Source organism: Salinicola lusitanus (genome assembly GCF_003206045.1).
In the GTDB taxonomy this organism is placed as follows: domain Bacteria; phylum Pseudomonadota; class Gammaproteobacteria; order Pseudomonadales; family Halomonadaceae; genus Salinicola; species Salinicola lusitanus.
This window is the reverse complement of sequence record NZ_PZJM01000004.1, coordinates 52,264-77,060: the sequence shown is the minus strand read 5'-3', so window position 1 is coordinate 77,060 and position 24,797 is coordinate 52,264. Positions and strand designations below refer to the sequence as shown.

The window sequence follows — 24,797 nt, the reverse complement described above, 5'->3', positions numbered from 1 at the left end:
CCGTTCGAAGTCTTGCAGCCTATTACTCTCCCAGCCCCGCCTTGAGCTCCTGCCAGAGACGACGGTAGGCGTGGGTGGCGCGACTGCGTGGCGCCAGGTCGGCCAGCGGACTGCACTCCAGGCTCATGCGTTCGACGTCGCTGGCGTAGGGAATCCAGGTTTGCATCGGCGCCCCGATGGCGGCCGGCGGTGCCTCAAGCCACTCGCGGTGCAGCGTCCGACGTCGGTCGACCAGGTTGAAGAACGGCGTGAGCCGCTGGCGCTGGCGTTTCTTGAGGTCGAGATGATCGACCATGCGCGAGAAGGCCTGAACCGACAGCGGGCTGGGAATGGTCGGCACCAGGATGCGATCGGCGGCACGGATGAGTTGTTCAGCCAGCGTGGAAAGCCCGGGCGGGCAGTCCAGCACCATCAGCGCATACTCCTCGCTGAACGGCGCGATCAGCCGCTTGAGGTGCTTGCCGCCATCGGCGTTGTCATCGAGCAGGCGATCGAGATCACGCAGCCGAATATCCGCCGGCAACAGATCGAACCGCTCCCACGGCGTGTGCTGGACCTGCTCGCCCAGCGGGGATTTCCCCGCCAGCAGCTTGCCGACCTTGCGGCTCATGCCGTTTTCCCCGCCGAGTATCCAGGTGGCGGCACCCTGCGCATCGAGGTCCCACAACAGAACCGGCAGACCGTCGCGGTTGGCTTCCCGGGCCAGATTGACGGCGGCCGAGCTCTTGCCGACGCCGCCTTTGAAATTATGCAGGGCCACCACTTTCATGATCGAGACATTTCCCTGAGTCGCCGGATAGTGTCTCGGATTCTACGGGGTGGGCGGATCCACGGAGATGACGTTTCGATGACAAGATGATGACAACACCTGACGCTCGAGCCAGCGCCGTTTGCCGGCGGCGCTGAGTCGCTTGATCGCCGCCTCGAGCCTGAGCGCGTCACCGTGACTGCCGACCGCCTGGGCGTGGCGCAGGGTCAATGGCCCCTTGCCACGCAGCGCACGTGCGCCCTTGCCGTTGACGTGCTGGGCGAAACGCCGCTCGATATCGGTGGTGATGCCGGTATAGAGCGAGCCGTTGGCCATCTCGACGAGATAGAGATACCACTGTCGTGACGGCGCGTCCGTTGCCGGGTCGGCTGACATCGACACTGGTGCTCAGTGCCCGGCCAGCGCCGAGCGCATCCTGCCGATCACGCCGTCGTAGCGATGGGCATCATCGAGGCTGCGGGCCTTGAAGATCGCCGAGCCGGAAACGAAGGTGTCGGCCCCTGCCCCGGCGATCTCGGCAATGTTGTCCGGCCCCACGCCACCATCGACCTCCAGCCGGATCGGCAATCCGCTGGCGTCGATACGCCGGCGCGCCTCCCTGAGCTTGTCCAGCGCGGCGGGGATGAAGGACTGGCCGCCGAAGCCGGGGTTGACGCTCATGATGAGGATCATGTCGACCTTGTCCATCACGTAGTCCAGGTAGGAGAGCGGCGTGGCCGGATTGAACACCAGCCCCGCCTTGCAGCCGTGGCTGCGGATGAGCTGCAGCGAGCGGTCGATGTGCTCGGAAGCCTCGGGGTGGAAGGTCACGTAGCTGGCACCGGCGTCGATGAAGTCGCCGATCAGCCGGTCCACCGGCTTGACCATCAGATGGCAGTCGATTGGCGCGGTGATGCCGTGCTTGCGCAACGCCTCACACACCATCGGCCCCATCGTCAGGTTGGGCACGTAGTGGTTATCCATCACATCGAAATGAATGATGTCGGCCCCCGACGCCAGCACGTCATCGACTTCCTGCCCCAGGCAGGCGAAGTTGGCGGAGAGAATCGAGGGGGCAATCTTGAAATCGCGCATGAACGGGGGATCCTTGTGCTGGCTGGCTTCTGCCGCCCATTCTAGCGCACGTATCTCGACGTTTGGCGGGCGGGACGCAAAACCGCCTCGCTGGCGACACCAGCGAGGCGGCTCGATCGAGCTGTCGGCGAGGATTCAATCCACGAAGTCGGGCTTGCTGCTCTGGCGATCCTCTGGCAACGACTTGCGGACCTCCGCGACCTGATCGGCGGTCACCTCGCCGCCGTGGTTGCCCCAGGCGCCACGAACGAAGGTCGCCAGCTGCGCGGCCTCCTCGTCGGAGAGCCGCCAGCCGAAGTCCGGCATCGCCAGCGCTTCCGGTTTGTCAGGCGTCGATGGCAGACGCGCCCCGGCCAGGATGACATGAACGAGCCCGGTGGGATCGTCGGCGTTGACCAGTTCGTTGTCCACCAGCGAGGGGAAGACCTGTGGCGCGCCCTGACCGTTGGCGAAGTGACAGGCGTTGCAGTTATCCAGATAGAGCCGCGCACCCGGCTTGCCCTCGACATCGGCGGCGGTGAGCATCTTCTCGGTCTGTTCCGGCGTCGTCTCACTGCGGGTCGACTTCTCACCGTCGGCGGCACGCGGCAGAGACTTGAGATAGGCCGCCATCGCATGCAGATCCTCGTCGCTCAGATGCGACGTGCTGTTGGCGACGACCGAGGTCATCTCGCCGGTCACCGCGCTGTGATCGTTACGCCCGGTGGCGAGGTAGGCGACGATGTCGTCGGCGCTCCAGTTCTGCAGCCCTCGTCCGCCATTTTCGTCACCGCCACCGCCACGCAGGTTGGGGGCCCACCACCCCTCCAGCGTCTCGCCGGTCAGATAGGCATCGTCGCTGTCATCCAGCGCCTTCTCCTGGAACAGCAGGCCGCGAGGCGTATGGCAACTGCCGCAGTGCCCCAGCCCCTGGACCAGATAGGCGCCGCGCGCGAGCTGCTCACTCTGACCTGATTTGGGCTCGAAGGTGTCGGCGTCGGCGAACATCCAGTTCCACAGACTGATGCCCCAGCGCTGGTTGAACGGGAAGCTGACATCGCTCTCCGGCGCCTTCTCGGCGACAGGTTCGACCCCCTGCATGAAGTAGGCATAGAGAGCGTCGATATCGTCGTCGGTCAACTTGGCGTAGGAGGGATACGGCATCGCCGGATACAGGTTGGCGCCATCGGCGCGCTTGCCCTCGCGCAGCGCGGCGGCAAACTCGTCCCGCGAATAGTTGCCGATGCCCGCTTCCGGGTCGGGGGTGATATTGGTCGAGACGATCGTCCCGAACGGGCTCTCGATCTTCAGCCCGCCGGCAAAGGGCTTGCCTTCCGGCGCCGTGTGGCAGGCCACGCAGTCACCCGCTCGCGCGAGATACGCCCCACGCTCGACCTCGCTCTGCTGTGCCGCCATGGCGACCGTCGCCGTTCCCAGCACACCGCAACCGATGAGTGCGGGCATCCAGTATCGATGAATCATGATCGCACTCCTCAGGCTTGAACCAGTGGTCCGGGATTGGGCAGGTACTGCTCGCGGATCGCCTTGGCCGCCCAGTACGTCAGCCCGCCGACCAGCCCGGTCGGGTTGTACTGGATGTTCTGCGGGAAGGCACTGGCACCCATCACGAAGACGTTGTGAACGTCCCAGGTCTGCAGATAGCGGTTGAGCACGCTGGATGTCGGGTCGGTCCCCATGATCGCGCCCCCCACGTTGTGGGTGGTCTGGTAAGGCCGGACGTCGTACTGAGAGTCGAAATCCTTGAACGACAGCTTGTAGTCGTCCGGCTTCAGGGCCTTGGAGAGGATATCGATCTTCTGCTTCATGAACTGGGTCATGCGCACGTCATTGTCCTTCCAGTTGAAGGTCATGCGCATCAGCGGGCGACCGTGATCGTCGGTGTAGGTCGGATCGAGATCCAGGTAGCAGTCGCGATAGGACATGTTGCTGCCGTGGGAGCCGATGGTCATGGTATGACCGTAGGTCTCCTGGACCGCCTGCTTCCATTGCGCGCCCCAGTTGGGAGCGCCCTTGGGCAACGGCATGTTGCGAATCGGCTGGCCGTTGGTCATGGCCGCGCTGAAGTAGGATCCGCCGATGAACCCCGCCTGGCCGAAATCGATCTGCTCGACGCCGAAGTCGTTGAGCACCTCGGCGTTGGCCCCCGCGCCGATGAACGGGTTGAACTCCTTGTCCTTGAAGTAGAGCGTGGCGCCGCCGTTCATCTGGTAGGCGTAGTTCTTGCCGACCACCCCTTCGCCGCTGATGGGGTCGTAGGGCTTGCCGATGCCGGAGAGCAGCAGCAGATGCACGTTGTGCAGCGAATAGGCGCCCATGATCACCAGATCGGCCGGCTGGATCACCTCGTCGCCGTTCTCGTCGATGTAGGTGACACCGGTGGCGGTCTTGCCGTCACTGGCGAGATTGACCTTCATCACCTCGCAGTTGGCACGATAGGCGAAGTTCTTGCGCTGCTTGAGCGCACCCAACACGCAGGTCTGCGGCGACGACTTGGAGTAGTTGAGGCAGCCGTAGCGCTCGCAGAACCCGCAGTAGTTGCACGGTGCCAGCTGCATGCCGTAGGGGTTGGTGTACGCCTCGGAGGCGTTGGCCGCGGGCATCGGGAACGGGTGCAGCCCCTGCTCGGCAGCCATGTCGCGGAACAGGGTGTCGTTGAGGGTCCGCTTCATCGGCGGCATGGGATACTCGTCGGAGCGCCAGCCTTCGAAGGGGTTGCCACCCTCCTGGATCTCGCCGTTGAGATTGCCGGCCTTGCCGGCGATGCCGGCGACTTTCTCGAAGAAGTCGAAATGCGGCTCGAGCTCGTCGTAACTGATCCCGAAGTCCTGGATGGCCATCTCTTCGGGAATGGTATCCGAGCCGAACGTCTCCTCGACGTAGCTCTTCAACCGCAGCTCCTGCGGCTGCGGACGCCAGGTATGCCCGTTCCAGTGCGTCCCGGCACCGCCGACGCCGTTGCCCGGCAGAAACGATCCCAGGCTACGATACGGCACCGCCAGATCCCGGACCCCATGGCGGACGGTGAGCGTGCTCTTGGCCGGGCGCTGCATCAGTTGATAGCGAACGCCGTAGGTCAGCTCATCGGCCATCTTGGGATAGGCGAAATCGGGCACGGTATCCTGATCCGGGCCGCGCTCCAGCGCGAGAACGCTGAGACCTTCATCGGTCATCTCCATGCCCATGATCGAATTGGTCCAGCCGAGGCCGATCAGTACGACATCCACATGCGGGTTGGTCTTGGCCACAATCTATCCCCTCTCTCCGGTAAGGCTGACCGGACCGAGCGGATAAGCCTTGTTGTGTTGTTCGACCCACTCCAGGTATGAGGCACGCGCGCCGGGGAAGCCGATGAACTTCCACGACGCCATGTGCTTGTTGCCCCCATGGATCGGGTCGGCGAAATAGCCTTCCTTGGTGTTCTGCAGCAGAAACGCGAAGAACTGCCCGGAAGAGACATCGTCGAACTCGATCTCCCCTTTCTCCAACTGCGTCAGTATCTGGGTCTGGGTGTCGGCGTCGAGCGCTGCGAACCCCTTGCCGTGGTTGTCCTGGCAATGGCGCCCCGTTGCCGCGATCCCCTTGCGATAGACGTCCCGCGGCGCCAGTGGCGACTGATAGCCGAACAGCGGCGAAACGTCCGGGTGAAACGGCCCTTTCATGTACCAGTCCGTCGCATGGCCGAATTTGCCCTCCATCTGCTGGTCGATGAAGATCGGCACATTGGTCTCGAGCGCCCCCGGACCTTCGCCATCGCTGGGGATCAGGCGATCGCAGGCGGCCAGAATGAATCGCCACTCGTCGGCATCGAAAAACGTCGGCTGATAGGCGTCGAGATTGGCGGGGGGCTCCGCGGCCGCGGCGGTCAGCGATACGCCACTGCCGACGGTCACCGCTGGAATCATCATCAGCGATCCCTTGATGAACCCCCGACGCGACGCGTTCTTGAGCTCTGAGCTCATGGTTATCTCCTTCACAGTCCGGGTGAAGCACAGCGTTCGGCTCGTTGGCTCCGAGCCTTGTTATCGACCAACGGCGGTCAGGCGCCGCTGTTCGGGCAGTTCATAACTGCCAGTTATTTGTTAATTCCTCTGAATGACATGCGACAAATTATCACACCTAAAACTGCTTAGCACGGGAATCAAATACCCGAAAACCACATTCATGACGAAAAATTTCTATACTGCCCAAGGCGTTAATCGAGCGCTCAACAGGTTTCACGATTCAGCTCAGCCATGACAACAATCGCATTTCGAGGGTAACCGCATGCCGAGACTCACCCCCGCCAAGAACTATCCTCGCCGGGTCGCCGGACTCTGCGTCTTCTGTCTGACCTTCGCCTACTCGGTGGCCTCGCTGGGTCAGGCCGCCATTCTCGAGGGCGAGCGTTTCCATCCCCAGGTCGGCGAGCACGGGATGGTCGCCACCAGTCACTACCTCGCCTCACAGATCGCTCACGAGGTTCTCGAGGATGGCGGCAACGCGGTCGATGCCGCCGTCACCGCCGGTTTCGCGCTGGCAGTGACCCAGCCCCGATCGGGCAATATCGGCGGCGGCGGATTCATGCTGATCTCCGACGAAAAGAGCGACAAGGTCATCGCCATCGACTACCGCGAGAAGGCGCCCGCCGCGGCCTACGAGACCATGTTCCAGAACGAACAGGGCGAGGCCGTCTCCGAACTCTCGCGCTATACCCACAACGCCTCCGGCGTGCCCGGCACCGTGGCCGGCCTGGCGATGGCGCTGGACCAGTACGGCACGATGACGCTTGCCGAGGCGCTGGCGCCCGCGATCCAGCTGGCGGAGGAAGGGTTCATCATCCCGCCACGCTTCGCCGAGGGGCTCGAGCAGTCCCAGGATCGACTAAAACAGTGGGAGTCGACGCGCAAGGTGTTCTACAAGCCGGACGGCTCGCTCTATCGTCCCGGCGAGCGGTTTCGCCAGCCCGATCTTGCCGCGACGCTCAAGCGTATCGCCGAGAACGGTCCGCGGGAGTTCTACGAGGGCGAGACGGCACGCCTGATCACCGCCGAGATGCAGAATCACGGCGGCCTGATGACGGCACGGGATCTCGCCGACTACCAGCCGACGATTCGCGAACCCGTCCACGGCAACTACCGCGGCTACGACGTCTATGCGATGAGCCCTCCCTCCTCCGGCGGCGCGCATATCGTGCAGATGCTCAATATCCTCGAGGGCTACGACATTCACGCCATGGGCTTCAACTCGGCGCGCACGATCCACGTCATGAGCGAGGCGATGAAGCGCGCCTACGCCGACCGCGCCGAATACCTGGGCGACACCGATTTCGTCGATGTCCCGCTCGAAGGCATCACATCCAAGGCCTACGCCGAGGAACTGCGCAACCAGATCGACCTCGACCGGGCCACGCCCAGCAGCGAGATCGCCGCGGGAGATCCGCTGCCGTACGAGTCCAACGAGACCACCCACTTCTCGATCGCCGACGACAGCGGCCTCGCCGTCTCCAACACCTACACCATCAACTTCAGCTACGGCTCGGGCATCGTCGTCGACGGCGCCGGCTTCCTGCTCAACAACGAGATGGACGACTTCTCCGCCAAGCCCGGCACCCCCAACGCCTACGGGCTGATCGGTGGGGAAGCCAACAAGATCGAACCGGAAAAGCGAATGCTCTCCTCGATGACGCCGACCATCGTCAAGAAGGACGGCAAGAACTTCCTGGTGACGGGCAGCCCGGGGGGCTCGCGCATCATCACCACCACGCTGCAGGTGGTGATGAACGTGATCGACCATGGCATGAACATTCAGAGCGCGGTCAGCGCACCCCGGATCCACGACCAGTGGTTGCCGGACGAGATCCGCATCGAGGACGGCATCAGCCCGGATACCATCGCGCTGCTCGAGGCCATGGGCCACAAGGTCAGCCAGCAGGAGGCGATGGGCGCGGCACAGTCGATCCTGATCGAGGACGACGGCACCTTCACCGGCGGAGCCGACCCGCGACGCTCGACCTCGTCGGCGATGGGCATTTGAGTCATGAGAGATACCAAGTCCCGGATCGGCTCCGTACAGCACCGAGCGGATGACGCCGGGCGGTGGTCATGGTGACCGCGCCCGCTCGGCACATCCTCTGCCTGCTGGCGCTCGTCGTCATGCCACTCGGCGCCGCCGCCCAATCGACGATCGGCGAGCGCATCACGCTCGCCGCCAGCGAACCCGAACGCGTGATCGAGGCTCGGCTAAGCGGCGACCAGACCGCCGAGTATCGCGTCGCCGCAAAGCAGGGCCAGATCCTGTCCGTGGACCTGGATGCCTCCCGCGACAGCGTCTACTTCAATATCAAGTCGAACGACGGCGGCGAGTTCCTGTTCGCGGGGATGATGGCGGGCAACGTCGCGGATGTCGCCCTGCCGGAAACCGGCGACTATCTCGTTCAGGTGTTCCTGGTCCGCGCGGCCGCACGGCGTGACGAACAGGCGAGCTACACGCTGACCATCGATGTCGGCGAAGCGGGCGAGGCCCCGACGGCCGAGGCGAACAGGGACAGCGCCAAGCCCGCAGGAACCCACCGACCCGAGGCAATGGACGGGCCGAAATACTGGCAGGTGGAGCTGGAAGACGCGACGACCCGGCTCAACGTCCGCTCGGGTCCTGGCCGGCAGTACGCCATTGCCGGCCAGTTGGCCAATGGCGAAACCCTAGAGAATCTTGGCTGCCGTCTGAGCGGCGCCGATCGCTGGTGCCACGTTCGCGCCGCGGGTTCGGGGCTCCGCGGCTGGGCCGCCGGGCGATTCCTGGTCGAAGGAAGCCAGCCATCGGCGTCGAGCTCCTCGAGAGGCGGCACCGAACTTGAAGGCCTGAACAGCAGCGACCACGACTTCGACGCCACGGGTACGGTCGACTGCGTGCTGGAACCGGGCCAACCCGCCCAGCGCTGCCCTTTCGGCGTGATTCGCGACGGTCCTGGCAATGCCGGCATCTGGATCGCCATGCCTCCAGGCCAGGGCTCGAAAGGCTCGCTGCATATCCTGTTCGAGACCGGCATGGTGACCGCAATCAATCATGGCGGTGACAGCGGTAATGGCAGTAATGCCGGCGCGGATTACATCGCCAGAAAGATCGGCGATCACTACCAGATCGATACCGGCATGCGCCAATTCGTGATTCCCGGGGCCGTCGTCTACGGCCAGAAGGCCAAAGCCGATGACGACGGGGTTGACGGGGAGACGGCTGATGACGGTGGCGATGCGGTTGATGACAGTGCCGGAGATGACCGTGCCTCCAATGACCCTCAAGGCAGCGACTAGCCGCTACGACAGGCCTTCCCGATGCCCATCGTCCTGATTGCCATTGCCGAGTGGTTCGGTACCGCCCTGTGGTTCACGCCCAACGCCGTGATCGGCGACCTTCAGACCGCCTGGAATCTCGCGCCGGCCGACCTGGGCTGGCTGACCGGCGCGGTCCAGATCGGTTTCCTGGCCGGTACGCTCGGGATCGGCCTGAGCGGGCTTGCCGACCGCGCCCCCGCCAGCCGCCTGTTCGCGCTGTCGTGCCTGATCGGCGCGCTCTCCAATGCGCTGCTGCCTTACGCGGGCGGGCTCTGGCCAGCCGTGGGGTTGCGCGTGGTGACCGGGCTGGCGTTGGCCGGCATCTACCCCATCGGGATGAAACTGATGGTGGGCTGGGCGCCAGGGCGAGCCGGGCTCGGGCTGGCGTGGCTGGTCGGCATGCTGGTCCTGGGCACCGCGATGCCCCATCTGCTGGCCGGGATCGAGTGGGGAGGCAGCTGGCGGGCGACGCTGTGGTTCGCCTCCCTGCTCGCGCTGCTGGCGGCGGCCATCGTCTGGCAGTTGGGCGATGCTGCTCCCCACGGACGGAGTGCCCCACCGCCGAGATCGCGCCTGGCCGGACTGGCCGCCTTCGGCATCGCCGATTTCCGCCGCGCCGCCAGCGCCTACTTCGGGCACATGTGGGAGCTCTACACGCTCTGGACGCTGATTCCGCTGCTACTGGTGGCGGCGAACCCCGAGCTCTCCCCGCGGGCACTGTCGCTGTTGGCGTTCGCCCTGATCGCCGTCGGCGCCCCCGGCTGCTGGCTGGGCGGCTGGTTGAGCCAGCGCCTCGGCAGCCGTCGGGTCGCGACCCTGGGGCTGGCCGGCTCGGCGGTGGGTTGCGCGCTATATCCGTGGCTGGCGCCCCATCTCGGTTTCGGCGCTCTGAGCGTGTACCTGGCGGCGTGGAGCCTGCTCGCGGTGATCGACTCCCCGCAGTTTTCCGCCCTCTCCGCCAACGCCTGCCCGCCCGCACTGGTCGGTAGCGCGTTGACGCTCCAGAACGCCATCGGCTTCGCCATCTCCGCCCTCTCGATCGGCCTGCTGGTACCTTGGCTCCCTGCGCTGGATGCGACGATCGCGTGGTGGCTGCTGCCCGGTCCGCTGCTGGGGCTGATCGGTTTGCGACGCTTGGGTCAGCCATCCGGCCGGGGATGAGCGTGGTGCCGCCACCCGTGGTAAGCGACGGGTCGTCGATTCGCCCCCGCGGGAGCTTATAGAGTTACCGCGCAAAGTTATAAAAAATTGATCTAAGTAAACGAATTGTCATTCCATTAGGATTTATCTAGCCTTGCCGGCATCGCTAATAATCCGTAGGGAACAGATTATGCTCGGGCTCTCCAGACCTCGCTCACTCTTCGCGGCATCCACCCTCGGCCTGGCCTTGACGCTGGGTGCCCTGTCGCCGGCCCAGGCCCAGGATCAGCCGCGCGAACTGCTCAACTCCTCCTATGACATCGCCCGCGAGCTGTTCGCCGCGATCAATCCGAAGTTCATCGACTGGTGGCAGGAGCAGCACGACGAAACCGTCGGCGTCAAGCAGTCCCATGGCGGCTCCTCGACCCAGGCCCGTTCGATCATGCAGGGGCTGCGCGCCGATGTGGTGACGTTCAACCAGGTCACCGATGTCAACGTGCTCGCCGACGCAGGCCTGGTCGCCAAGGATTGGCAGGATCGCTATCCGAACAACGCCTCGCCCTACTACTCCACCACCGCGTTCCTGGTGCGCAAGGGCAACCCCAAGCAGATCGAGAACTGGGACGATCTCGCCCGTGATGACGTCTCGCTGGTGTTCCCCAACCCCAAGACCTCGGGCAACGGTCGCTATACCTACCTGGCGGCCTGGGGCTATGCCGACCAGGCCTTCGATGGCGACGAGGCCAAGATCGAGGATTACATGAAGACGTTCCTCGGCAACGTCGAGGTGTTCGACACCGGCGGCCGCGGCGCCACGACGACCTTCGTCGAGCGCGGAATCGGCGACGTCCTGATCACCTTCGAGTCCGAGGTCAACAACATCCGCAACGAGTACGGCAAGGACGACTACGAGGTGGTGGTGCCCCCCGTCAGCATCCTGGCCGAATTCCCGGTGGCGGTGGTCGACGAGTACGCCCAGCGCAACGGCAATGAAGATCTGGCCAAGGGCTATCTCGATTACCTCTACACCGAGGAGGCGCAGCGCCTGCTGGCCGGATTCAACTACCGCGTCAACGACGAGAAGGTCGCCGCCGAGTTCAGCGACCAGTTCCCGGAAACCGAACTGCTGCGCGTCGAAGACGTCTTCGGCAGCTGGCCCGAGGCGATGCAGACGCACTTCTCGAGCGGCGGTGAACTGGATCAACTCCAACGCCGATGATCGCCCAGGCCCTCATGCGGCGCCGCGAACGCCGGGTGCTCCCCGGCTTCGGGCTCTCCCTCGGCATCTCGCTGACCTTCGTTTCGCTGGTCCTGCTGCTGCCCCTGACCAGTCTGGTGGGGCAGCTTTCGCAGCTGAGCTGGTCGCAGTACTGGTTCCTGATCACCGACCCGAGGCTGCTGGCGAGCTACGCCGTCACGCTGTTCGGCGCCGGCGTCGCGGCGCTGTTCAACGCGGCGTTCGGCTTGCTGATGGCGTGGGTGCTGGTGCGCTACGAATTTCCCGGCAAACGCCTGGTCGACGCGCTGATGGACCTGCCGTTCGCGCTGCCCACGGCGGTGGCCGGCATCACCCTGGCAACGCTCTACTCCAGTAACGGCTGGATCGGGCGGCTGCTGGAACCGTGGGGGATCTCGGTCTCCTACACCTGGATCGGCATCGCCCTGGCGATGGCGTTCACCAGCATTCCCTTCGTGGTACGCACCGTGCAGCCGGTACTGGAGGATCTTCCCGCCGAGGTGGACGAGGCCGCGATGACGCTCGGCGCCAGCGATGGGCACGCCTTTCGGCGCGTCATCCTGCCCTACCTGTGGCCGGCGCTGGTCACCGGCACCGGGCTCGCCTTCGTGCGCTCGTTGGGGGAATTCGGCGCGGTGATCTTCATCGCCGGCGGCAAGCCCTACGAAACCGAGATCACCTCGCTGATGGTCTTCGTCAAGCTGCAGGAGTACGACTACGCCGGTGCCTCGGCGGTGGCGTCGATCGTGCTGGCCACTTCGCTGGCGCTGCTGCTGGCGATCAACCTGTGGCAGGGCCGCTTCATCAAGCGACTGCATGGAGGGCGCGGCTGATGATTCGTATCGGTGATGCACCGCGTGTCCGCCGCCTGCTGATCGGCACGGCGCTGACGTTGACCGCGCTGTTCCTGCTGCTGCCGCTGGTGGCGATCTTCGCCCAGGCGCTGATGAGCGGCATCGACGTCTACTGGCAGAATCTGAGCAGTGTCTACACCCTCTCCGCCATCGGCCTCACGCTGCTGGTCGCGGCGATCACGGTACCGGTCAACCTGGTCTTCGGGGTGTTTCTGGCCTGGCTGGTGACGCGCTTCGACTTTCCCGGCCGGCGCCTGCTGCAGACGCTGATCGACATCCCGTTCGCGGTCTCGCCGGTGGTCGCGGGTCTCGTCTACCTGCTGCTCTATGGCCGCAACGGCTGGCTTGGCGGCTGGCTCGACGCCCACGACATCCAGATCATGTTCGCCTGGCCGGGCATCGTGCTGGTGACGCTGTTCGTCACCTGCCCGTTCGTCGCTCGCGAACTGATCCCGCTGATGCAGACGCAGGGGTCGCGCGAGGAAGAAGCCGCCGTCACACTCGGCGCTTCCGGCTGGACGATCTTCCGTCGCGTCACGCTACCGAACATCCGCCACGCCCTGCTCTATGGCGTGATCCTGACCAACGCCCGCGCCGTCGGCGAGTTCGGCGCGGTGTCGGTGGTCGCCGGGGCGATCCGTGGCCAGACCAACACCCTGCCGCTACAGGTCGAACAGCTCTACCAGGATTACAACACCGTCGGTGCCTTCACCAGCGCATCGCTGCTGGCATTGCTGGCACTACTGACGCTGGCCGCCAAGGCCGCACTCGAATGGCGCGCCGCGCGCCGGGAGACCGCGACATGAGTATTCGCATCTCACAGATCGACAAGCGCTACGGGCAAACCCGCGCCCTGGAACCCATCGATCTCGACATCCACGATGGCGAGTTGATCGGGCTGCTCGGCCCCTCCGGTTCCGGCAAGACCACGCTGCTGCGCATCGTCGCCGGCCTGGAACAGGCCGACGGCGGCTCGATCCACTTCGGCGACCGTGACGTGACTCGGGTTCACGTGCGCGACCGGCGCATCGGCTTCGTCTTTCAGCACTATGCGCTGTTTCGCCACATGACCGTATTCGACAACGTCGCCTTCGGTCTCACCGCCATGCCGCGATCCCGGCGCCCCTCCAGCGGCGAGATCCGTAGCCGGGTCATGCAGCTGCTGGAAATGGTCCGGCTGCAGGACTTCGCCCGGCGCTTCCCGGCGCAGCTTTCCGGCGGCCAGCAACAGCGCGTCTCGCTGGCCCGCGCCCTGGCGCTGAAACCCGACGTGCTGCTGCTCGACGAACCCTTTGGCGCACTGGACGCCAAGGTCCGCCAGGAGCTACGCCGTTGGCTGCGTCACCTCCATGAAGAACTCCACTTCACCAGCCTGTTCGTGACCCACGATCAGGAAGAGGCGCTGGAGCTGTCGGATCGGGTGGTGGTGATGAGCAACGGTCGGGTCGAGCAGATCGCCACGCCGGATACCCTCTATCGCCACCCCGCCAACCAGTTCGTGTTCGAGTTCCTGGGCGACGTCAACCGGCTCGAAGGCGATGTCGAAGCCGAAGTCCTGACCTGCGGCGACGCTCGCGTTGCGGTACCCGGCGTCGAGAATGGCCGCCAGGAACTGCTGCTCCGACCTCACGAGATCCGGCTGGGAGAGCAGCCCGATGCCTGCGCGCACCTTCCGGTCAGCGTCACGGCTGTCGTTCCGGTCGGCGCGGAAGTCCGTCTTGAGCTGGAGGCCGACTGGCTCGGCGAACCCTGGCTGGCCACCATTAGTCACGCCGAGTTCGAGCGCCTGGACGTGAAACGAGGCAAACGCCTTTTCGCCCAGCCCAGCCGCCTGCATCGCTTCGATACGCCACGACCGCAGACCCTGGCACCGCTGGCGACTTCCTGAATCGGACCGGCGAGCCGAGATGCGTCCACTGGCGTTCCGGAAACGGACGAGCGGTGTCTATAATGGGCCTGTCCGTTCCCATGATTCGAGAGGTTCACCGTTATGCGTCAATGGTTTGCACTCAAGTGCACGGCCACCATGCTGTTGCTCGGCCTGCTGACGGCGTGCGCGCAGAGTCCCCAGATCCTGTCCGTGAATCCCAAGGTGAGCGGAGACTTCCCGCATACCGGCAACGGGCAGTCGGTCGCCCTGGAAGTGGTCGACGGACGAGACAGTAGCGTCATCGGCACCCGTTCGGGAACGGCCTCGGCGACCTCGACGATCACCGTCGAAGCCCACGACGTGATTCCCAAGATTCGCGCTCAGGCCGAGAACGCCCTGCGCAGCATGGGATTCAATCCGACCAGCCAGAACAGCGGCGGCCCCGCCCTGACACTGACCCTGTCGGAGCTGAATTACGCTCGCGGCACTGCCGAGCAGCCGCTGCTGGGCGCCTCCCAGTTGCAGGCGATCATCCAGGCGGAAGTCGATAACGGTGGCAACACCTACACCGGTCGCTACACCGCCAAGCGCTCACAGAGCTACGCGCTCAAGCCGGACTGGGATACCAACAATCGCATGGTCAGCGAGCTGTTGAGCAATGCCCTGGACCGGACGTTCCGCGACCAGCAGCTGGCCAACCTGTTGGCCCGCTGACCCTCCCCGGGAGAGCGCCTCAGCGGCGGCCGGAACGACGAACCGCCTGTCACGGTAACGTGGCAGGCGGTTCGTCGTTTACGGGTGTTCGTCGCGGGAGCGGTTGGAATGCGCCTGACGGACAGGGCCGCGTCGGGTCAGTTGCCAGACGCTCTCGACCAGACCATCGGCGGCGGTGGCGACATCGCAGAGCACCAACTCGAAGTTCGGCGCCATCAACGCCTCGACCTCGGCGTGGGTCACGCTGAATGGCGGGCCGCGGTCGGGATCGTCATGGGTCAGGGTGATCAGCAGCCCGCGCGTGCCTGGCAGCAACAGCTGCGCCAGATGGTGCGCGTAGCGTTGACGCGTGGCGGGTGGCAGCGCGATCAGCGCGGCCCGGTCGTAGAAACCGGCGAGCTCGGCGGCCTGCTCCACCTGGAAATGGAAGAAATCGCCACACCACAGCTCGATACGCCCCAGGCGGGTACACTCGAAGCCGGATTGGCGATAGCGTAGCGCCGTCCGCCTCTTCCCCGCGCTGCACGGCTCTTCCGCCACGAACTGTTCGATGGCCAGCGGCGACAGCTCGATTCCCAGCACCGGATAGCCGCGCTCGACCAGCCAGCGCATGTCCTGACTCTTGCCGCACAGCGGCACCAGCACCTTGGCGCCGGCACGCAACTCGAGCCGACCCCAGAACCCCTCCAGTGCCGGGTGCGGCGCCTGGAGATGGAATCCGATGCGTCCCTGGCGCCAGCGCTCCAGCCAGTCCGCCCCGCTCATGCCGTTCCCCTTCGGAAACTCAGAACCAGCGGTCGCGCTTGCGACGGCGGCGCGGCAGATGCGGGACGATCAACCCCAGAATCAGGCCCGCCCCGGCGACACCGCCACCGTACATGAAGTAGCGCATCAGCAGATCCTCCTCCTGGGTATCCAGACGCGCCTGCATCTCGCGCATCTTGCTTTCCGCCTGGGAGTAGGCCTGGTTGAGCTGGTTGTTGGTAGCCTGAAGCTCATCGACCTGCGCCTGGCGGTCCTTCAGGTCGTTGCGCATATCGGCGACCCGCTGGTTCCACTCGTCGTCGATGCCGTCGAGACGCGTGGTCAACTGATCGACCTTCTTCTGCAGCGCCGGCAGTTGCTGCTGGGCGCTGGGCTGATCCTGGATGAACTGGGACTGTACCCACACCTCGTCGCCATCCGGCCCGCGGACCTGGGTGTAGTCCCCCTGGGTCTGCAGCACCGTCACGGGATCGCCACTGGTGAGCGTCCCGACGATACGATAGCCGTCGGTCGGGCCGCTGCGCACGAAAGTGGTCAGGGAATCGCTGACCCAATGGCCATCCTGCGCCATGGCGGAAGCGGAGAACAGGGCGGCGCTCAAGGCACAGCCCATGACTAGATTTCGGATTTTCAACATATCGTCGTGATCTTAAGTGGCTAATCGATAACGGTTGGGCATCTCTTCACGCAACGATGAATCGGGCGACGATGAGACCACACCTCGCGTCCTGCGAGGGCGGTGATTCAGTCATCCACACTTTCTGTGGATAACCATTTGGACAACTTGCGTAACAGTGGCGCCATTCGCCGGCTACCCCGGCATTCGCGACAAACTGATGAAAAACTAACCAATTCATGAGGTTTCGAGTTGCCGTCTCAACCATCGTCCCTGGGCGGCCAGGCCATGGGCCGGGGAAACTCGGTCACGTTGCCTTCGGCCTTGACCGCCTTGGCCACGCCTCCTCGCTCCACCTCGTCGATACGCACGATCGCACTGTAGGGTATGTAGCTGCGATTGACGCCATCGAAGGTTCGGCGCAGTTTTTCCGCGCCGGGATCGACCACTACCTTGGACTGATCCTCGAACACGAAAGACTCGACCTCGATGAATCCCCACAGATCGCTTTGGAAGATCTCCCTGGCGTAGAGTTCCCACACCTCACCCTGATTGTGAAACACTACCCGATAGATCGGCTTGCTGGGCATAGACGAACGGCTCTCTCGATAACATCGGCCACGCTCACGAGCATTCGTTCCCGGACCATGGCGTCGCAAATAGGCGCAAGGGTACCACAGCCGCTACACCATGCGAGCGACACGGGTTGGCTGTATCGCTCCATCGCCCGTATAATGCCGCGTTCTCGAGGAAGCACGGCCCGGCAGCGACTCCACGCCGGCAGCCGGTTCCGGCGACTTATTTTTCTCATCCTCCACGGGGCATCGGTGACGCGCGCATGGCCGCAGCAACGCAACCTATGACGAAGAAGCTGTTCATCAAGACCCACGGCTGTCAGATGAACGAGTACGACTCCGCCCGGATCGCGGACCTGCTCGGCGAATCTCATCGTCTGGAACTCACCGACAAGGAGGGCGAGGCCGACGTCATCCTGCTCAACACCTGTTCGATTCGCGAAAAGGCCCAGGAGAAGGTGTTTCACCAGCTCGGGCGCTGGAAAAAGCTGAAGGCCGCGAATCCGGACCTGGTCATCGGCGTGGGTGGCTGCGTGGCCAGCCAGGAAGGCGAGAACATCCGCAAGCGCGCACCGCATGTCGACATGGTGTTCGGCCCCCAGACCCTGCACCGGCTGCCGACGATGCTCGACGCGCGCAGCAAGAGCGCGACGCCGATCCAGACGGTGGACGTCACCTTCCCCGAGATCGAGAAGTTCGACCACCTGCCCAAGCCGAAATCCGACGGCGCCACCGCCTTCGTCTCGATCATGGAAGGCTGCTCCAAGTACTGCACCTTCTGCGTCGTCCCCTACACCCGGGGCGAAGAGGTCTCGCGCCCCTTCGAGTCGGTGATGGAAGAGGTCGTGCATCTCGCCGACCAGGGCGTTCGCGAAATCAACCTGCTGGGCCAGAACGTCAATGCCTACCGCGGACTCGACGCGAGTGGCGACGAGATCGATCTGGCGGAACTGATCGCCTGCGTGGCGGCGGTGGACGGTATCGACCGCATCCGCTTCACCACCTCGCACCCGGTCGAATTCTCCGACAGCCTGATCGAGGCCTACGGCGAGATCCCGGAGCTGGTCAGCCACCTCCATCTGCCGGTGCAGTCGGGCTCGGATCGTATCCTGGCCGCGATGAAGCGCGGGCACGGCCGAGACATGTACATCGACAAGCTCGAGCGCATTCGCGCCCTGCGCCCGGACATCAGCTTCTCCTCGGACTTCATCATCGGCTTCCCCGGCGAGACCGACGCCGACTTCGAGGACACCATGGACCTGATCCATCGGATCGGCTTCGATGCGTCGTTCAGCTTCATCTACTCGAAACGTCCCGGTACGCCCGCCTCCAGCCTGCCGGACGAGACGACGCAGGAGACCAAGAAGCAGCGCCTGGCGATCCTGCAAGACCGGCTCAACCAGCAGACCCAGCAGATCAGCCGGCGCATGGTCGGCAACCGCGAGCGGATTCTGGTGACCGGCTTCTCGCCCAAGGACCCCGGGCAACTGTCGGGACGGACCGAGAACAACCGCGTCGTCAATTTCCGGGCCGAGGATCCGACCTCGCTGATCGGCTACTTCGTCGATGTCACCATTACCGAAGCACTGCCCAACTCGCTGCGCGGCGAGCTGGCTTCCCCTCAGCGACATTGACCCGACGGGAGGGAAGGCGCGGCTGCCCCGCCTTTCCTCGACCCGGCCGCCGTTCTCGCATCGCTCGTCGCTCCGGATCATCCCGGCCGAGCGATATCGAACCGACTTGATCACGATCATTGCCCCGACCGGAAGCGGCGCAGTAAGCTGACGACACTTTCCCACTCCAACGGATCTCTTTGCGTTGACCCAAGACCAGCAGTCCGACAACCGCATCGTGTCCCTGACACTCGAACCCAACGACCCCATGCGTCTGGCCAATCTCTGTGGCCAGCGCGATGAGCACCTGAAGCTCGTCGAAGCGCGCATGGGCGTGACCCTGCGCAATCGCGGCAACGTCTTTCAGCTCGCCGGCCCGGATGCCGGCGTCAAGGCGGCGGCGAACGTGCTCGAGCATCTCTATCGCGAGACCGAAGCCGACGAGCTGACGCCGGACACGGTCCACCTCTACCTGCAGGAATCGGGCATCGAGGCGATGGAGGAGGAGACCGGCGATATCGAAGCCGGCGGCCTGCTGATTCGCACGCCGCGGACGCTGATCAAGCCGCGCGGCTTCAACCAGCAGGGTTATGTCGCCAGCATTCGCCGCCACGACATCAATTTCGGCATCGGCCCGGCAGGCACTGGCAAGACCTATCTCGCGGTCGCGGCGGCGGTCGAAGCGCTGAACCGCCAGGAAGTGAGGCGCATCCTGCTGGTACGCCCGGCCGTCGAGGCCGGCGAGAAGCTCGGCTTCCTGCCCGGCGACCTGGCCCAGAAGATCGATCCCTATCTGCGCCCGCTCTACGACGCCCTCTACGAGATGCTGGGCTTCGAGCACGTCAACAAGCTGATCGAGCGCCAGATCATCGAAATCGCGCCGCTGGCCTACATGCGCGGACGCACGCTCAACAACGCCTTCATCATCCTCGACGAGAGCCAGAACACCACGCGCGAGCAGATGAAGATGTTCCTGACGCGCATCGGCTTCGGCTCGACCGCCGTCATCACCGGCGACGCGACGCAGGTCGATCTGCCGCGCGGCTCGAGCTCGGGGCTGATCCACGTCCTCGAGGTGCTGCGCGATACCGCCGGTATCGGCATCACCCAGTTCGCGCCCAAGGACGTCGTCCGCCATCCGCTGGTGCAGCGGATCATCGAGGCCTACGACATCCACGAGGCGACGGAGGAAGCGGCCCAGCGACAGCGTCGCGAGGATCGCCGCCAGGCGCGTCTCGATTCCGAGACCCAGCGGGATCACGACGACTCATGACCCTCGAGATCGACCGCCAGGTCGCCGTCGGCGACGAGGCCGAAACCGAATTGCCCGAGGCGACCGACCTCGAGCGCTGGATGACGGCAGTGCTCGAGCACGAGGCGGATTCGCGCAGCGAATTGACCGTCCGCTTCGTCGAATGCGACGAGAGCCGGCAGCTCAACCACGCCTACCGAGGGAAGGATAGCCCGACCAACGTGCTCTCCTTCCCGTTCGAAGCCCCTCCCGGGATCGAGCTGCCGCTGCTCGGCGATCTGGTCATCTGCCACGAGATCGTGGTGCGTGAAGCGCGGGAACAGGGCAAGTCAACCCATGACCACTACGCCCATCTGGTAATACATGGCGGCTTGCATTTGCTCGGCTATGACCATATAGATGACGAGGAAGCCGAGCGAATGGAGGCGCTGGAGCGTGCGCTACTCGCCCGGTTCGGCATTGCGGACCCCTATCGCGACACCGATCCGATACCCGATGCCTAGATTTCGACACCCAACTCCGACACTCAGTGCCATGCCGACACCGACGAGATCTTCCTGCCCTCACTGGGAACGATCAAGCGAGACCCCGGCCCCGACGGCCGAACAGCCTGACGAGCCTCCGCCTGGCCGCCTCCGGATTGCGGACGGCCCCCTCTGGATATCGATCATCGATTCGACGCCTCCCGTCATCGGGTGCGCGCGTGCCGTGGCGTCTTCATCACCCAGCCCGACACCCCGTAGCGATATCACTTCCCCCTTCCGTGCGTCATCCGAGGACAAGAGACCACAGTCATGAGCGAAGACCGATCGAGTAGCCAGGGCAGTCGATCCTGGCTTGAAAAACTCATCAGTACCTTCTCCAGCGATTTCGATGAACCCAGCTCCCGCGAGGAGCTACTCACCTTCCTGCGCGAGGCCGGCCCCCGGCTCAACCTGGATCAGGATGCACTGACCATCATCGAGGGCGCCTTCCAGATCAGCGACCAGCAGGTGCGGGAGGTGATGATTCCTCGCTCCCAGGTGACCGCCATCAGCGTGGCGCAGCGACCGGAAGACTGCCTGCCGGTCATCCTGGAAACCGCACACTCTCGCTATCCGGTGACCGACGACAATCTCGACGACGTGCTCGGGATCCTGCTGGTCAAGGACCTGCTGCCGTTGCTCAAGGGCAACAACCAGGAACGCGAAGCCTTCGAGCTGCGTGACGTGCTGCGCCCGGCGATGTTCGTACCCGAGTCCAAGCGGCTCAACAGCCTGCTCAAGGAGTTCCGCGATACCCACAACCACATGGCGATCGTGGTCGACGAGTACGGCGGGACCGCCGGCATCGTCACCATCGAGGACATCCTCGAGCAGATCGTCGGCGATATCGAGGACGAGCACGATACCGATGAAGAGGAAGACATCCGCGACATGGGCGACGGTACCTTCGCCGTGCGCGCGTTGACGCCGATCGAGGACTTCAACGACCACTTCGATACCGAGTTCTCCGATGATGAGTTCGATACCGTCGGCGGGCTGATCATGCAGCGTTTCGGCCACCTCCCCGGCCGCAACGAACACACCGACCTCGGCGCGTGGCGGTTTACCGTTCTCAATGCCGACAACCGTCGCATCCGGCTGCTGCAAGCCAAGCCGGTGCCGGCCGAGGTCGAGAGTGAGCCCTCGCGCCAGATCGAGAGCTGATCGATCCCGCTTTCGCGGGTGGCAACCAGCTGGCGCATTTGAGCGGCAACTTTGATATAAGGGGCACTTTTCACAAGGAGTGCCCCTGACATGCCGCAAGCCAAGCCGTTGATTTCCGCCCGCCGGCCGTGGCCTGGCTATCTCGCTGCACTGGTCGCCGGCGGGTTCTCGACGCTCTCCTTCGCGCCCTTCCATCTGTGGTGGCTGGGGCCGATCGCGGTGGCCCTGATGTACCTCGGCCAGCATCGCCTGAGCGTCGGCCAGGCGGCACTTCGCGGCTGGCTGTTCGGCGTCGGGCTATTTGGCACCGGCACTTCCTGGGTCTATGTCTCGATCCATGACTACGGCTACACCGGCGTGCCCCTGGCGCTGTTTTTGACGGCGCTGTTCGTCGCCACGCTGGCGCTGTTCCACGCCTTCGTCTTCGGCCTCTACCGCCGCTTCACCGCGCCTCGACTCGCCTTTCTCAGCTTCGCCGGCGTCTGGGTGCTGGGGGAAGCCTTTCGCAGTTGGGCCTTCACCGGCTTTCCCTGGCTGCTGCTGGGCAGTGCCCAGGTCGACTCCCCCCTGGCACCGTGGGCGCCTGTCGGCGGCGTCTACCTGCTGTCGTTGATCGTCGCCCTGACGGGAACGCTGCTGGTCGAGTTCTGCCGTCGGCGCTGGTGGGCGATCGCCCCCATCGCCCTGCTCTGGCTGGCCCCGCTGGCGCTGCCCGGCCAGTGGACCACGCCGGCGGCGGATCCGCTGCGGGTGGCGCTGCTGCAGGGCAATCTACCCCAGCTTTCCAAATGGAGCGCCGAAGGACAGCGCAACGCCGTCAACACCTATACCCGCATGACCCGCCAGCAACCCGACGATGTCGACATCATCGTCTGGCCGGAGACCGCGCTGCCGATGTTCGAGCGCCAGGCCCGCCCGTTCATGGCCCGCCTGCAGTCGACGCTGCCACCGCAGACCTCGCTGCTCACGGGCATCGTTCAGCGTGACGAGGCAGGGCGCTACTACAATGCGATCACCGGCGTCGGCGATGTCCGCGGCGAGTACCGCAAGAGCCATCTGGTGCCGTTCGGCGAATTCCTGCCGCTGGATTTCCTGCTGCGCGGGATCATCGACTTCTTCGACCTGCCGATGTCGGACTTCGCGGCGGGTGCCGACTCCCAGCCGCCGATCCTGACCCATGGCGTCGCCATCGGCAGCGCCATCTGCTACGAAATCGTCTACCCGGACCTGGTCGCCGAGCGAGCGCGAGATGCCAACGTCCTGCTGACGGTCTCCAACGATACCTGGTTCGGCCGCTCGATCGGTCCGTTGCAGCACCTGCAGATGGCACGCCTGCGAGCACTCGAGAATGGTCGCTACGTCGTCCGTGCCACCAGCAACGGCGTCACCGCGATCATCGACGATCAGGGCCATCTGCGGGAACGCGCGCCGCAGTTCGAGGCTGCCAGCGTCGTCGGCGAGATCGTCCCGATGACCGGACTGACGCCGTTCACGCGCACCGGTAGCTGGCCGACCTGGCTACTCTCGCTGCTGCTGCTGGCACCGGCGCTGGTCTGGAGGACCCGCCAGCCATCTTGAGGCGATCCGTCGGCGAGGCCGCCACCCACGGGATTTCCCTCGAATCCGGCGGGTGGCGGCGTCGTCTTTTCGACACGATCCCCCGCACCAGCCACTCCGCGCTTCCCTCTTCCCCCCTCTCTCATCCCTCTTTTCTCTTCCCCCCTACATTCGCTTCCGCTTTTCCAATATGCGACGCACGTTTATCGATTGGTTCCGAGCCGACGCCTGCCACTTGCCTCCGGCAGACCGATAGCGTTGGATGGAGGTCTTCACTTCCGGTCATCGAGTCCGTCATGACACTGCCACTGGTCTCCCCCGACGATATCCGCAGCGCCTTCTCGCAAGCCATGTCCGACATGTATCGCCAGGAGGTGCCGCAGTATGGCGATTTGCTGGAACTGGTCGCCGACATCAACCGCAAGGCCCTCGAGGCGGACCCGGCGCTGGCCGCCCAGTTGGGTGCCCACGACGAGACCTCTCGCCTGGACGTCGAGCGCCACGGCGCGATTCGGGTGGGCACTGCTGACGAGCTGTCGATGCTCAGGCGCGTCTTCGCACTGATGGGCATGTTCCCGGTGAGCTACTACGATCTGTCGGCGGCCGGCGTACCGGTGCACTCCACGGCATTCCGGCCCATCGACGAGGCGTCGCTCAAGCGCAACCCGTTCCGGGTATTCACCTCGCTGCTGCGCCTGGAACTGATCGAAGAGGACGGGCTGCGCCGTCGGGCCGCCGCGATTCTGGCCGAGCGCGACATCTTCACGCCCGGTGCCAGGGAGCTGGTCGCCATCGGCGAACGCCAGGGCGGTTTCGACCGTGACCAGGCCGAACGCTTCGTCGGCGAAATCCTCGAGACGTTCCGCTGGCATCGCGACGCGACCGTGGATCACGACACCTACCGGGCGCTGCACGACGCGCACCGGCTGGTGGCCGACGTGGTCTGCTTTCGCGGCCCGCACATCAATCACCTCACCCCGCGCACGCTGGATATCGACGCCGCCCAGGCCGCGATGCCGAGCTACGGGATCACGCCCAAGGCGGTCATCGAGGGCCCGCCACGGCGCGAGTGCCCCATCCTGCTGCGCCAGACCAGCTTCAAGGCGCTGGAAGAGCCGGTGCGTTTCGCCGCCAGCGAAGAGAATGGCACCCATACCGCCCGCTTCGGCGAGATCGAGCAGCGCGGTGCGGCGCTGACGCCCAAGGGCCGGACGCTCTACGACGAGCTGCTGACCCGTTCGCGGCAGGCACCGACCGCGGCCGACAATACGGCCCATCAGCGTCAATTGAGCGAGTGCTTCTCGGCGTTTCCCGACGACCTGCAGACGCTGCGACGCGACGACCTCGCCTACTTTCGCTATCGCGTCAGCGATAGCGGCCGCCAGCGACTGGCCGAGGGTGAACCGGTGCCCGCCTCGCTCGACGCCGCCATGGCGGCCGACTGGATCGACGCCACGCCGATCACCTACGAGGATTTCCTGCCGGTGAGCGCTGCCGGCATCTTTCAGTCGAACCTGGGCGATGCACCGCATCAGGCCTATGCCAGCGAATCCAACCAGAGCGCCTTCGAACTGGCGCTGGGCAGGCCGGTCCACGACCAGTTCGAGCTCTATAGCCGGCTGCAGGCGGACTCGCTGGAGCGGGTCCGGCAACAGCTGGGGCTGGAGGCGTGAGGGCCACCGCACAGGAGGCGTCGTGGCCAGAACAGTTCTCGTCGCCTGAATGGCGATAGCCATTCACCGGTCGCCATAGGCTGGGAGCTTCGC

At 64.8% G+C, this 24,797-nt stretch carries 23 protein-coding genes; 14 read left to right on the top strand and 9 right to left on the bottom strand.

Annotated elements, in window-relative coordinates; all coding sequences use genetic code 11:
- Window positions 1–22: 22 nt before the first annotated feature.
- The 6 genes from DOM45_RS07575 to DOM45_RS07550 all read right to left on the bottom strand — a co-directional run bounded on the left by DOM45_RS07575 (window position 23) and on the right by DOM45_RS07550 (window position 5,802).
- A complete protein-coding gene (locus tag DOM45_RS07575; RefSeq protein ID WP_110599157.1) occupies window positions 23–769 on the bottom strand; it encodes a ParA family protein in 747 nt (248 codons plus the stop codon).
- A 42-nt stretch (window positions 770–811) separates the two neighbouring features.
- A complete protein-coding gene (locus DOM45_RS07570; RefSeq protein WP_110599154.1) occupies window positions 812–1,144 on the bottom strand; it encodes a GIY-YIG nuclease family protein in 333 nt (110 codons plus the stop codon).
- A 12-nt stretch (window positions 1,145–1,156) separates the two neighbouring features.
- Window positions 1,157–1,843 carry a ribulose-phosphate 3-epimerase gene (gene rpe, locus DOM45_RS07565; RefSeq protein ID WP_110599152.1) on the bottom strand — a complete coding sequence of 229 codons (687 nt, stop codon included), beginning with the start codon at window positions 1,841–1,843 and terminating at the stop codon, window positions 1,157–1,159.
- A gap of 135 nt (window positions 1,844–1,978) precedes the next feature.
- Entirely contained in the window at window positions 1,979–3,304 is a 1,326-nt protein-coding gene (locus DOM45_RS07560) for a cytochrome c (protein WP_110599150.1), read from the bottom strand.
- A gap of 11 nt (window positions 3,305–3,315) precedes the next feature.
- Entirely contained in the window at window positions 3,316–5,088 is a 1,773-nt protein-coding gene (locus DOM45_RS07555) for a GMC family oxidoreductase (RefSeq protein ID WP_162302607.1), read from the bottom strand.
- Window positions 5,089–5,091: 3 nt separating this feature from the next.
- A complete protein-coding gene (locus tag DOM45_RS07550; RefSeq protein WP_110599148.1) occupies window positions 5,092–5,802 on the bottom strand; it encodes a gluconate 2-dehydrogenase subunit 3 family protein in 711 nt (236 codons plus the stop codon).
- Between the two features lie 304 nt (window positions 5,803–6,106).
- Here DOM45_RS07550 and ggt point away from each other — a divergent pair, with 304 nt between their 5' ends.
- The 8 genes from ggt (at window position 6,107) to DOM45_RS07510 (ending at window position 14,965) form a co-directional block, all read left to right on the top strand.
- Window positions 6,107–7,855 (top strand): gamma-glutamyltransferase, encoded by a 1,749-nt coding sequence (gene ggt / locus DOM45_RS07545; RefSeq protein ID WP_110599146.1) that lies wholly within the window; start codon window positions 6,107–6,109, stop codon window positions 7,853–7,855.
- Window positions 7,856–7,923: 68 nt separating this feature from the next.
- On the top strand, window positions 7,924–9,129 hold the full coding sequence (locus DOM45_RS07540) for an SH3 domain-containing protein (protein WP_110599144.1): 1,206 nt from the start codon (window positions 7,924–7,926) through the stop codon (window positions 9,127–9,129).
- Between the two features lie 21 nt (window positions 9,130–9,150).
- The gene (locus tag DOM45_RS07535) at window positions 9,151–10,311 is read left to right on the top strand and encodes an MFS transporter (RefSeq protein WP_110599142.1); all 1,161 of its coding nucleotides are present in this window, start codon (window positions 9,151–9,153) and stop codon (window positions 10,309–10,311) included.
- Window positions 10,312–10,480: 169 nt separating this feature from the next.
- Window positions 10,481–11,509 (top strand): thiosulfate ABC transporter substrate-binding protein CysP, encoded by a 1,029-nt coding sequence (gene cysP, locus DOM45_RS07530; RefSeq protein WP_110599140.1) that lies wholly within the window; start codon window positions 10,481–10,483, stop codon window positions 11,507–11,509.
- Window positions 11,506–12,360: a sulfate/thiosulfate ABC transporter permease CysT gene (cysT, locus tag DOM45_RS07525; RefSeq protein WP_110599138.1), complete on the top strand. Its 855-nt coding sequence runs from the start codon at window positions 11,506–11,508 to the stop codon at window positions 12,358–12,360. The genes cysP and cysT overlap by 4 nt, the downstream gene beginning before the upstream one ends.
- Window positions 12,360–13,187, top strand: coding sequence for a sulfate ABC transporter permease subunit CysW (cysW, locus tag DOM45_RS07520; RefSeq protein ID WP_110599136.1), 828 nt, complete (start codon window positions 12,360–12,362; stop codon window positions 13,185–13,187). The genes cysT and cysW overlap by 1 nt, the downstream gene beginning before the upstream one ends.
- A complete protein-coding gene (locus DOM45_RS07515; RefSeq protein ID WP_110599134.1) occupies window positions 13,184–14,269 on the top strand; it encodes a sulfate/molybdate ABC transporter ATP-binding protein in 1,086 nt (361 codons plus the stop codon). Before cysW ends, DOM45_RS07515 begins: the two co-directional genes overlap by 4 nt.
- 102 nt (window positions 14,270–14,371) lie before the next feature.
- The gene (locus tag DOM45_RS07510) at window positions 14,372–14,965 is read left to right on the top strand and encodes a YajG family lipoprotein (RefSeq protein ID WP_110599131.1); all 594 of its coding nucleotides are present in this window, start codon (window positions 14,372–14,374) and stop codon (window positions 14,963–14,965) included.
- A gap of 78 nt (window positions 14,966–15,043) precedes the next feature.
- On the opposite strand, the gene DOM45_RS07505 is transcribed toward DOM45_RS07510, so the two are convergent.
- The 3 genes from DOM45_RS07505 to DOM45_RS07495 form a co-directional block, all read right to left on the bottom strand.
- On the bottom strand, window positions 15,044–15,730 hold the full coding sequence (locus DOM45_RS07505) for a class I SAM-dependent methyltransferase (RefSeq protein ID WP_110599129.1): 687 nt from the start codon (window positions 15,728–15,730) through the stop codon (window positions 15,044–15,046).
- Window positions 15,731–15,749: 19 nt separating this feature from the next.
- Window positions 15,750–16,343, bottom strand: a complete 594-nt coding sequence (locus tag DOM45_RS07500; RefSeq protein ID WP_240612321.1) for a TIGR04211 family SH3 domain-containing protein — start codon at window positions 16,341–16,343, stop codon at window positions 15,750–15,752.
- A 263-nt stretch (window positions 16,344–16,606) separates the two neighbouring features.
- A complete protein-coding gene (locus DOM45_RS07495; protein ID WP_110599125.1) occupies window positions 16,607–16,936 on the bottom strand; it encodes a DUF1820 family protein in 330 nt (109 codons plus the stop codon).
- A 269-nt stretch (window positions 16,937–17,205) separates the two neighbouring features.
- On the opposite strand from DOM45_RS07495, the gene miaB reads away from it, so the two are divergent.
- The 6 genes from miaB (at window position 17,206) to hglS (ending at window position 24,704) form a co-directional block, all read left to right on the top strand.
- A complete protein-coding gene (miaB, locus tag DOM45_RS07490; RefSeq protein WP_110599123.1) occupies window positions 17,206–18,555 on the top strand; it encodes a tRNA (N6-isopentenyl adenosine(37)-C2)-methylthiotransferase MiaB in 1,350 nt (449 codons plus the stop codon).
- Window positions 18,556–18,802: 247 nt separating this feature from the next.
- Complete coding sequence (locus DOM45_RS07485) at window positions 18,803–19,807, top strand: PhoH family protein (protein ID WP_110600374.1); 1,005 nt, start codon at window positions 18,803–18,805, stop codon at window positions 19,805–19,807.
- Entirely contained in the window at window positions 19,804–20,289 is a 486-nt protein-coding gene (ybeY, locus tag DOM45_RS07480; protein ID WP_110599121.1) for an rRNA maturation RNase YbeY, read from the top strand. Before DOM45_RS07485 ends, ybeY begins: the two co-directional genes overlap by 4 nt.
- A gap of 291 nt (window positions 20,290–20,580) precedes the next feature.
- Window positions 20,581–21,474, top strand: a complete 894-nt coding sequence (locus DOM45_RS07475; protein WP_110599119.1) for a CorC family transporter — start codon at window positions 20,581–20,583, stop codon at window positions 21,472–21,474.
- A 90-nt stretch (window positions 21,475–21,564) separates the two neighbouring features.
- Entirely contained in the window at window positions 21,565–23,052 is a 1,488-nt protein-coding gene (gene lnt, locus DOM45_RS07470; RefSeq protein ID WP_110599117.1) for an apolipoprotein N-acyltransferase, read from the top strand.
- A gap of 275 nt (window positions 23,053–23,327) precedes the next feature.
- Window positions 23,328–24,704 (top strand): 2-oxoadipate dioxygenase/decarboxylase HglS, encoded by a 1,377-nt coding sequence (gene hglS, locus DOM45_RS07465; RefSeq protein ID WP_110599115.1) that lies wholly within the window; start codon window positions 23,328–23,330, stop codon window positions 24,702–24,704.
- Window positions 24,705–24,797 lie beyond the last annotated feature (93 nt).

Excerpts from the sequence above, each read along its gene's own strand:
- DOM45_RS07575 (WP_110599157.1), bottom strand. The coding sequence starts at position 769 with ATGAAAGTGGTGGCCCTGCATAATTTCAAAGGCGGCGTCGGCAAGAGC.
- DOM45_RS07570 (WP_110599154.1), bottom strand. The coding sequence starts at position 1,144 with ATGTCAGCCGACCCGGCAACGGACGCGCCGTCACGACAGTGGTATCTC.
- rpe (WP_110599152.1), bottom strand. The coding sequence starts at position 1,843 with ATGCGCGATTTCAAGATTGCCCCCTCGATTCTCTCCGCCAACTTCGCC.
- DOM45_RS07560 (WP_110599150.1), bottom strand. The coding sequence starts at position 3,304 with ATGATTCATCGATACTGGATGCCCGCACTCATCGGTTGCGGTGTGCTG.
- DOM45_RS07550 (WP_110599148.1), bottom strand. The coding sequence starts at position 5,802 with ATGAGCTCAGAGCTCAAGAACGCGTCGCGTCGGGGGTTCATCAAGGGA.
- ggt (WP_110599146.1), top strand. The coding sequence starts at position 6,107 with ATGCCGAGACTCACCCCCGCCAAGAACTATCCTCGCCGGGTCGCCGGA.
- DOM45_RS07540 (WP_110599144.1), top strand. The coding sequence starts at position 7,924 with ATGGTGACCGCGCCCGCTCGGCACATCCTCTGCCTGCTGGCGCTCGTC.
- DOM45_RS07535 (WP_110599142.1), top strand. The coding sequence starts at position 9,151 with ATGCCCATCGTCCTGATTGCCATTGCCGAGTGGTTCGGTACCGCCCTG.
- cysP (WP_110599140.1), top strand. The coding sequence starts at position 10,481 with ATGCTCGGGCTCTCCAGACCTCGCTCACTCTTCGCGGCATCCACCCTC.
- cysT (WP_110599138.1), top strand. The coding sequence starts at position 11,506 with ATGATCGCCCAGGCCCTCATGCGGCGCCGCGAACGCCGGGTGCTCCCC.
- cysW (WP_110599136.1), top strand. The coding sequence starts at position 12,360 with ATGATTCGTATCGGTGATGCACCGCGTGTCCGCCGCCTGCTGATCGGC.
- DOM45_RS07515 (WP_110599134.1), top strand. The coding sequence starts at position 13,184 with ATGAGTATTCGCATCTCACAGATCGACAAGCGCTACGGGCAAACCCGC.
- DOM45_RS07510 (WP_110599131.1), top strand. The coding sequence starts at position 14,372 with ATGCGTCAATGGTTTGCACTCAAGTGCACGGCCACCATGCTGTTGCTC.
- DOM45_RS07505 (WP_110599129.1), bottom strand. The coding sequence starts at position 15,730 with ATGAGCGGGGCGGACTGGCTGGAGCGCTGGCGCCAGGGACGCATCGGA.
- DOM45_RS07500 (WP_240612321.1), bottom strand. The coding sequence starts at position 16,343 with ATGGGCTGTGCCTTGAGCGCCGCCCTGTTCTCCGCTTCCGCCATGGCG.
- DOM45_RS07495 (WP_110599125.1), bottom strand. The coding sequence starts at position 16,936 with ATGCCCAGCAAGCCGATCTATCGGGTAGTGTTTCACAATCAGGGTGAG.
- miaB (WP_110599123.1), top strand. The coding sequence starts at position 17,206 with ATGACGAAGAAGCTGTTCATCAAGACCCACGGCTGTCAGATGAACGAG.
- DOM45_RS07485 (WP_110600374.1), top strand. The coding sequence starts at position 18,803 with ATGCGTCTGGCCAATCTCTGTGGCCAGCGCGATGAGCACCTGAAGCTC.
- ybeY (WP_110599121.1), top strand. The coding sequence starts at position 19,804 with ATGACCCTCGAGATCGACCGCCAGGTCGCCGTCGGCGACGAGGCCGAA.
- DOM45_RS07475 (WP_110599119.1), top strand. The coding sequence starts at position 20,581 with ATGAGCGAAGACCGATCGAGTAGCCAGGGCAGTCGATCCTGGCTTGAA.
- lnt (WP_110599117.1), top strand. The coding sequence starts at position 21,565 with ATGCCGCAAGCCAAGCCGTTGATTTCCGCCCGCCGGCCGTGGCCTGGC.
- hglS (WP_110599115.1), top strand. The coding sequence starts at position 23,328 with ATGACACTGCCACTGGTCTCCCCCGACGATATCCGCAGCGCCTTCTCG.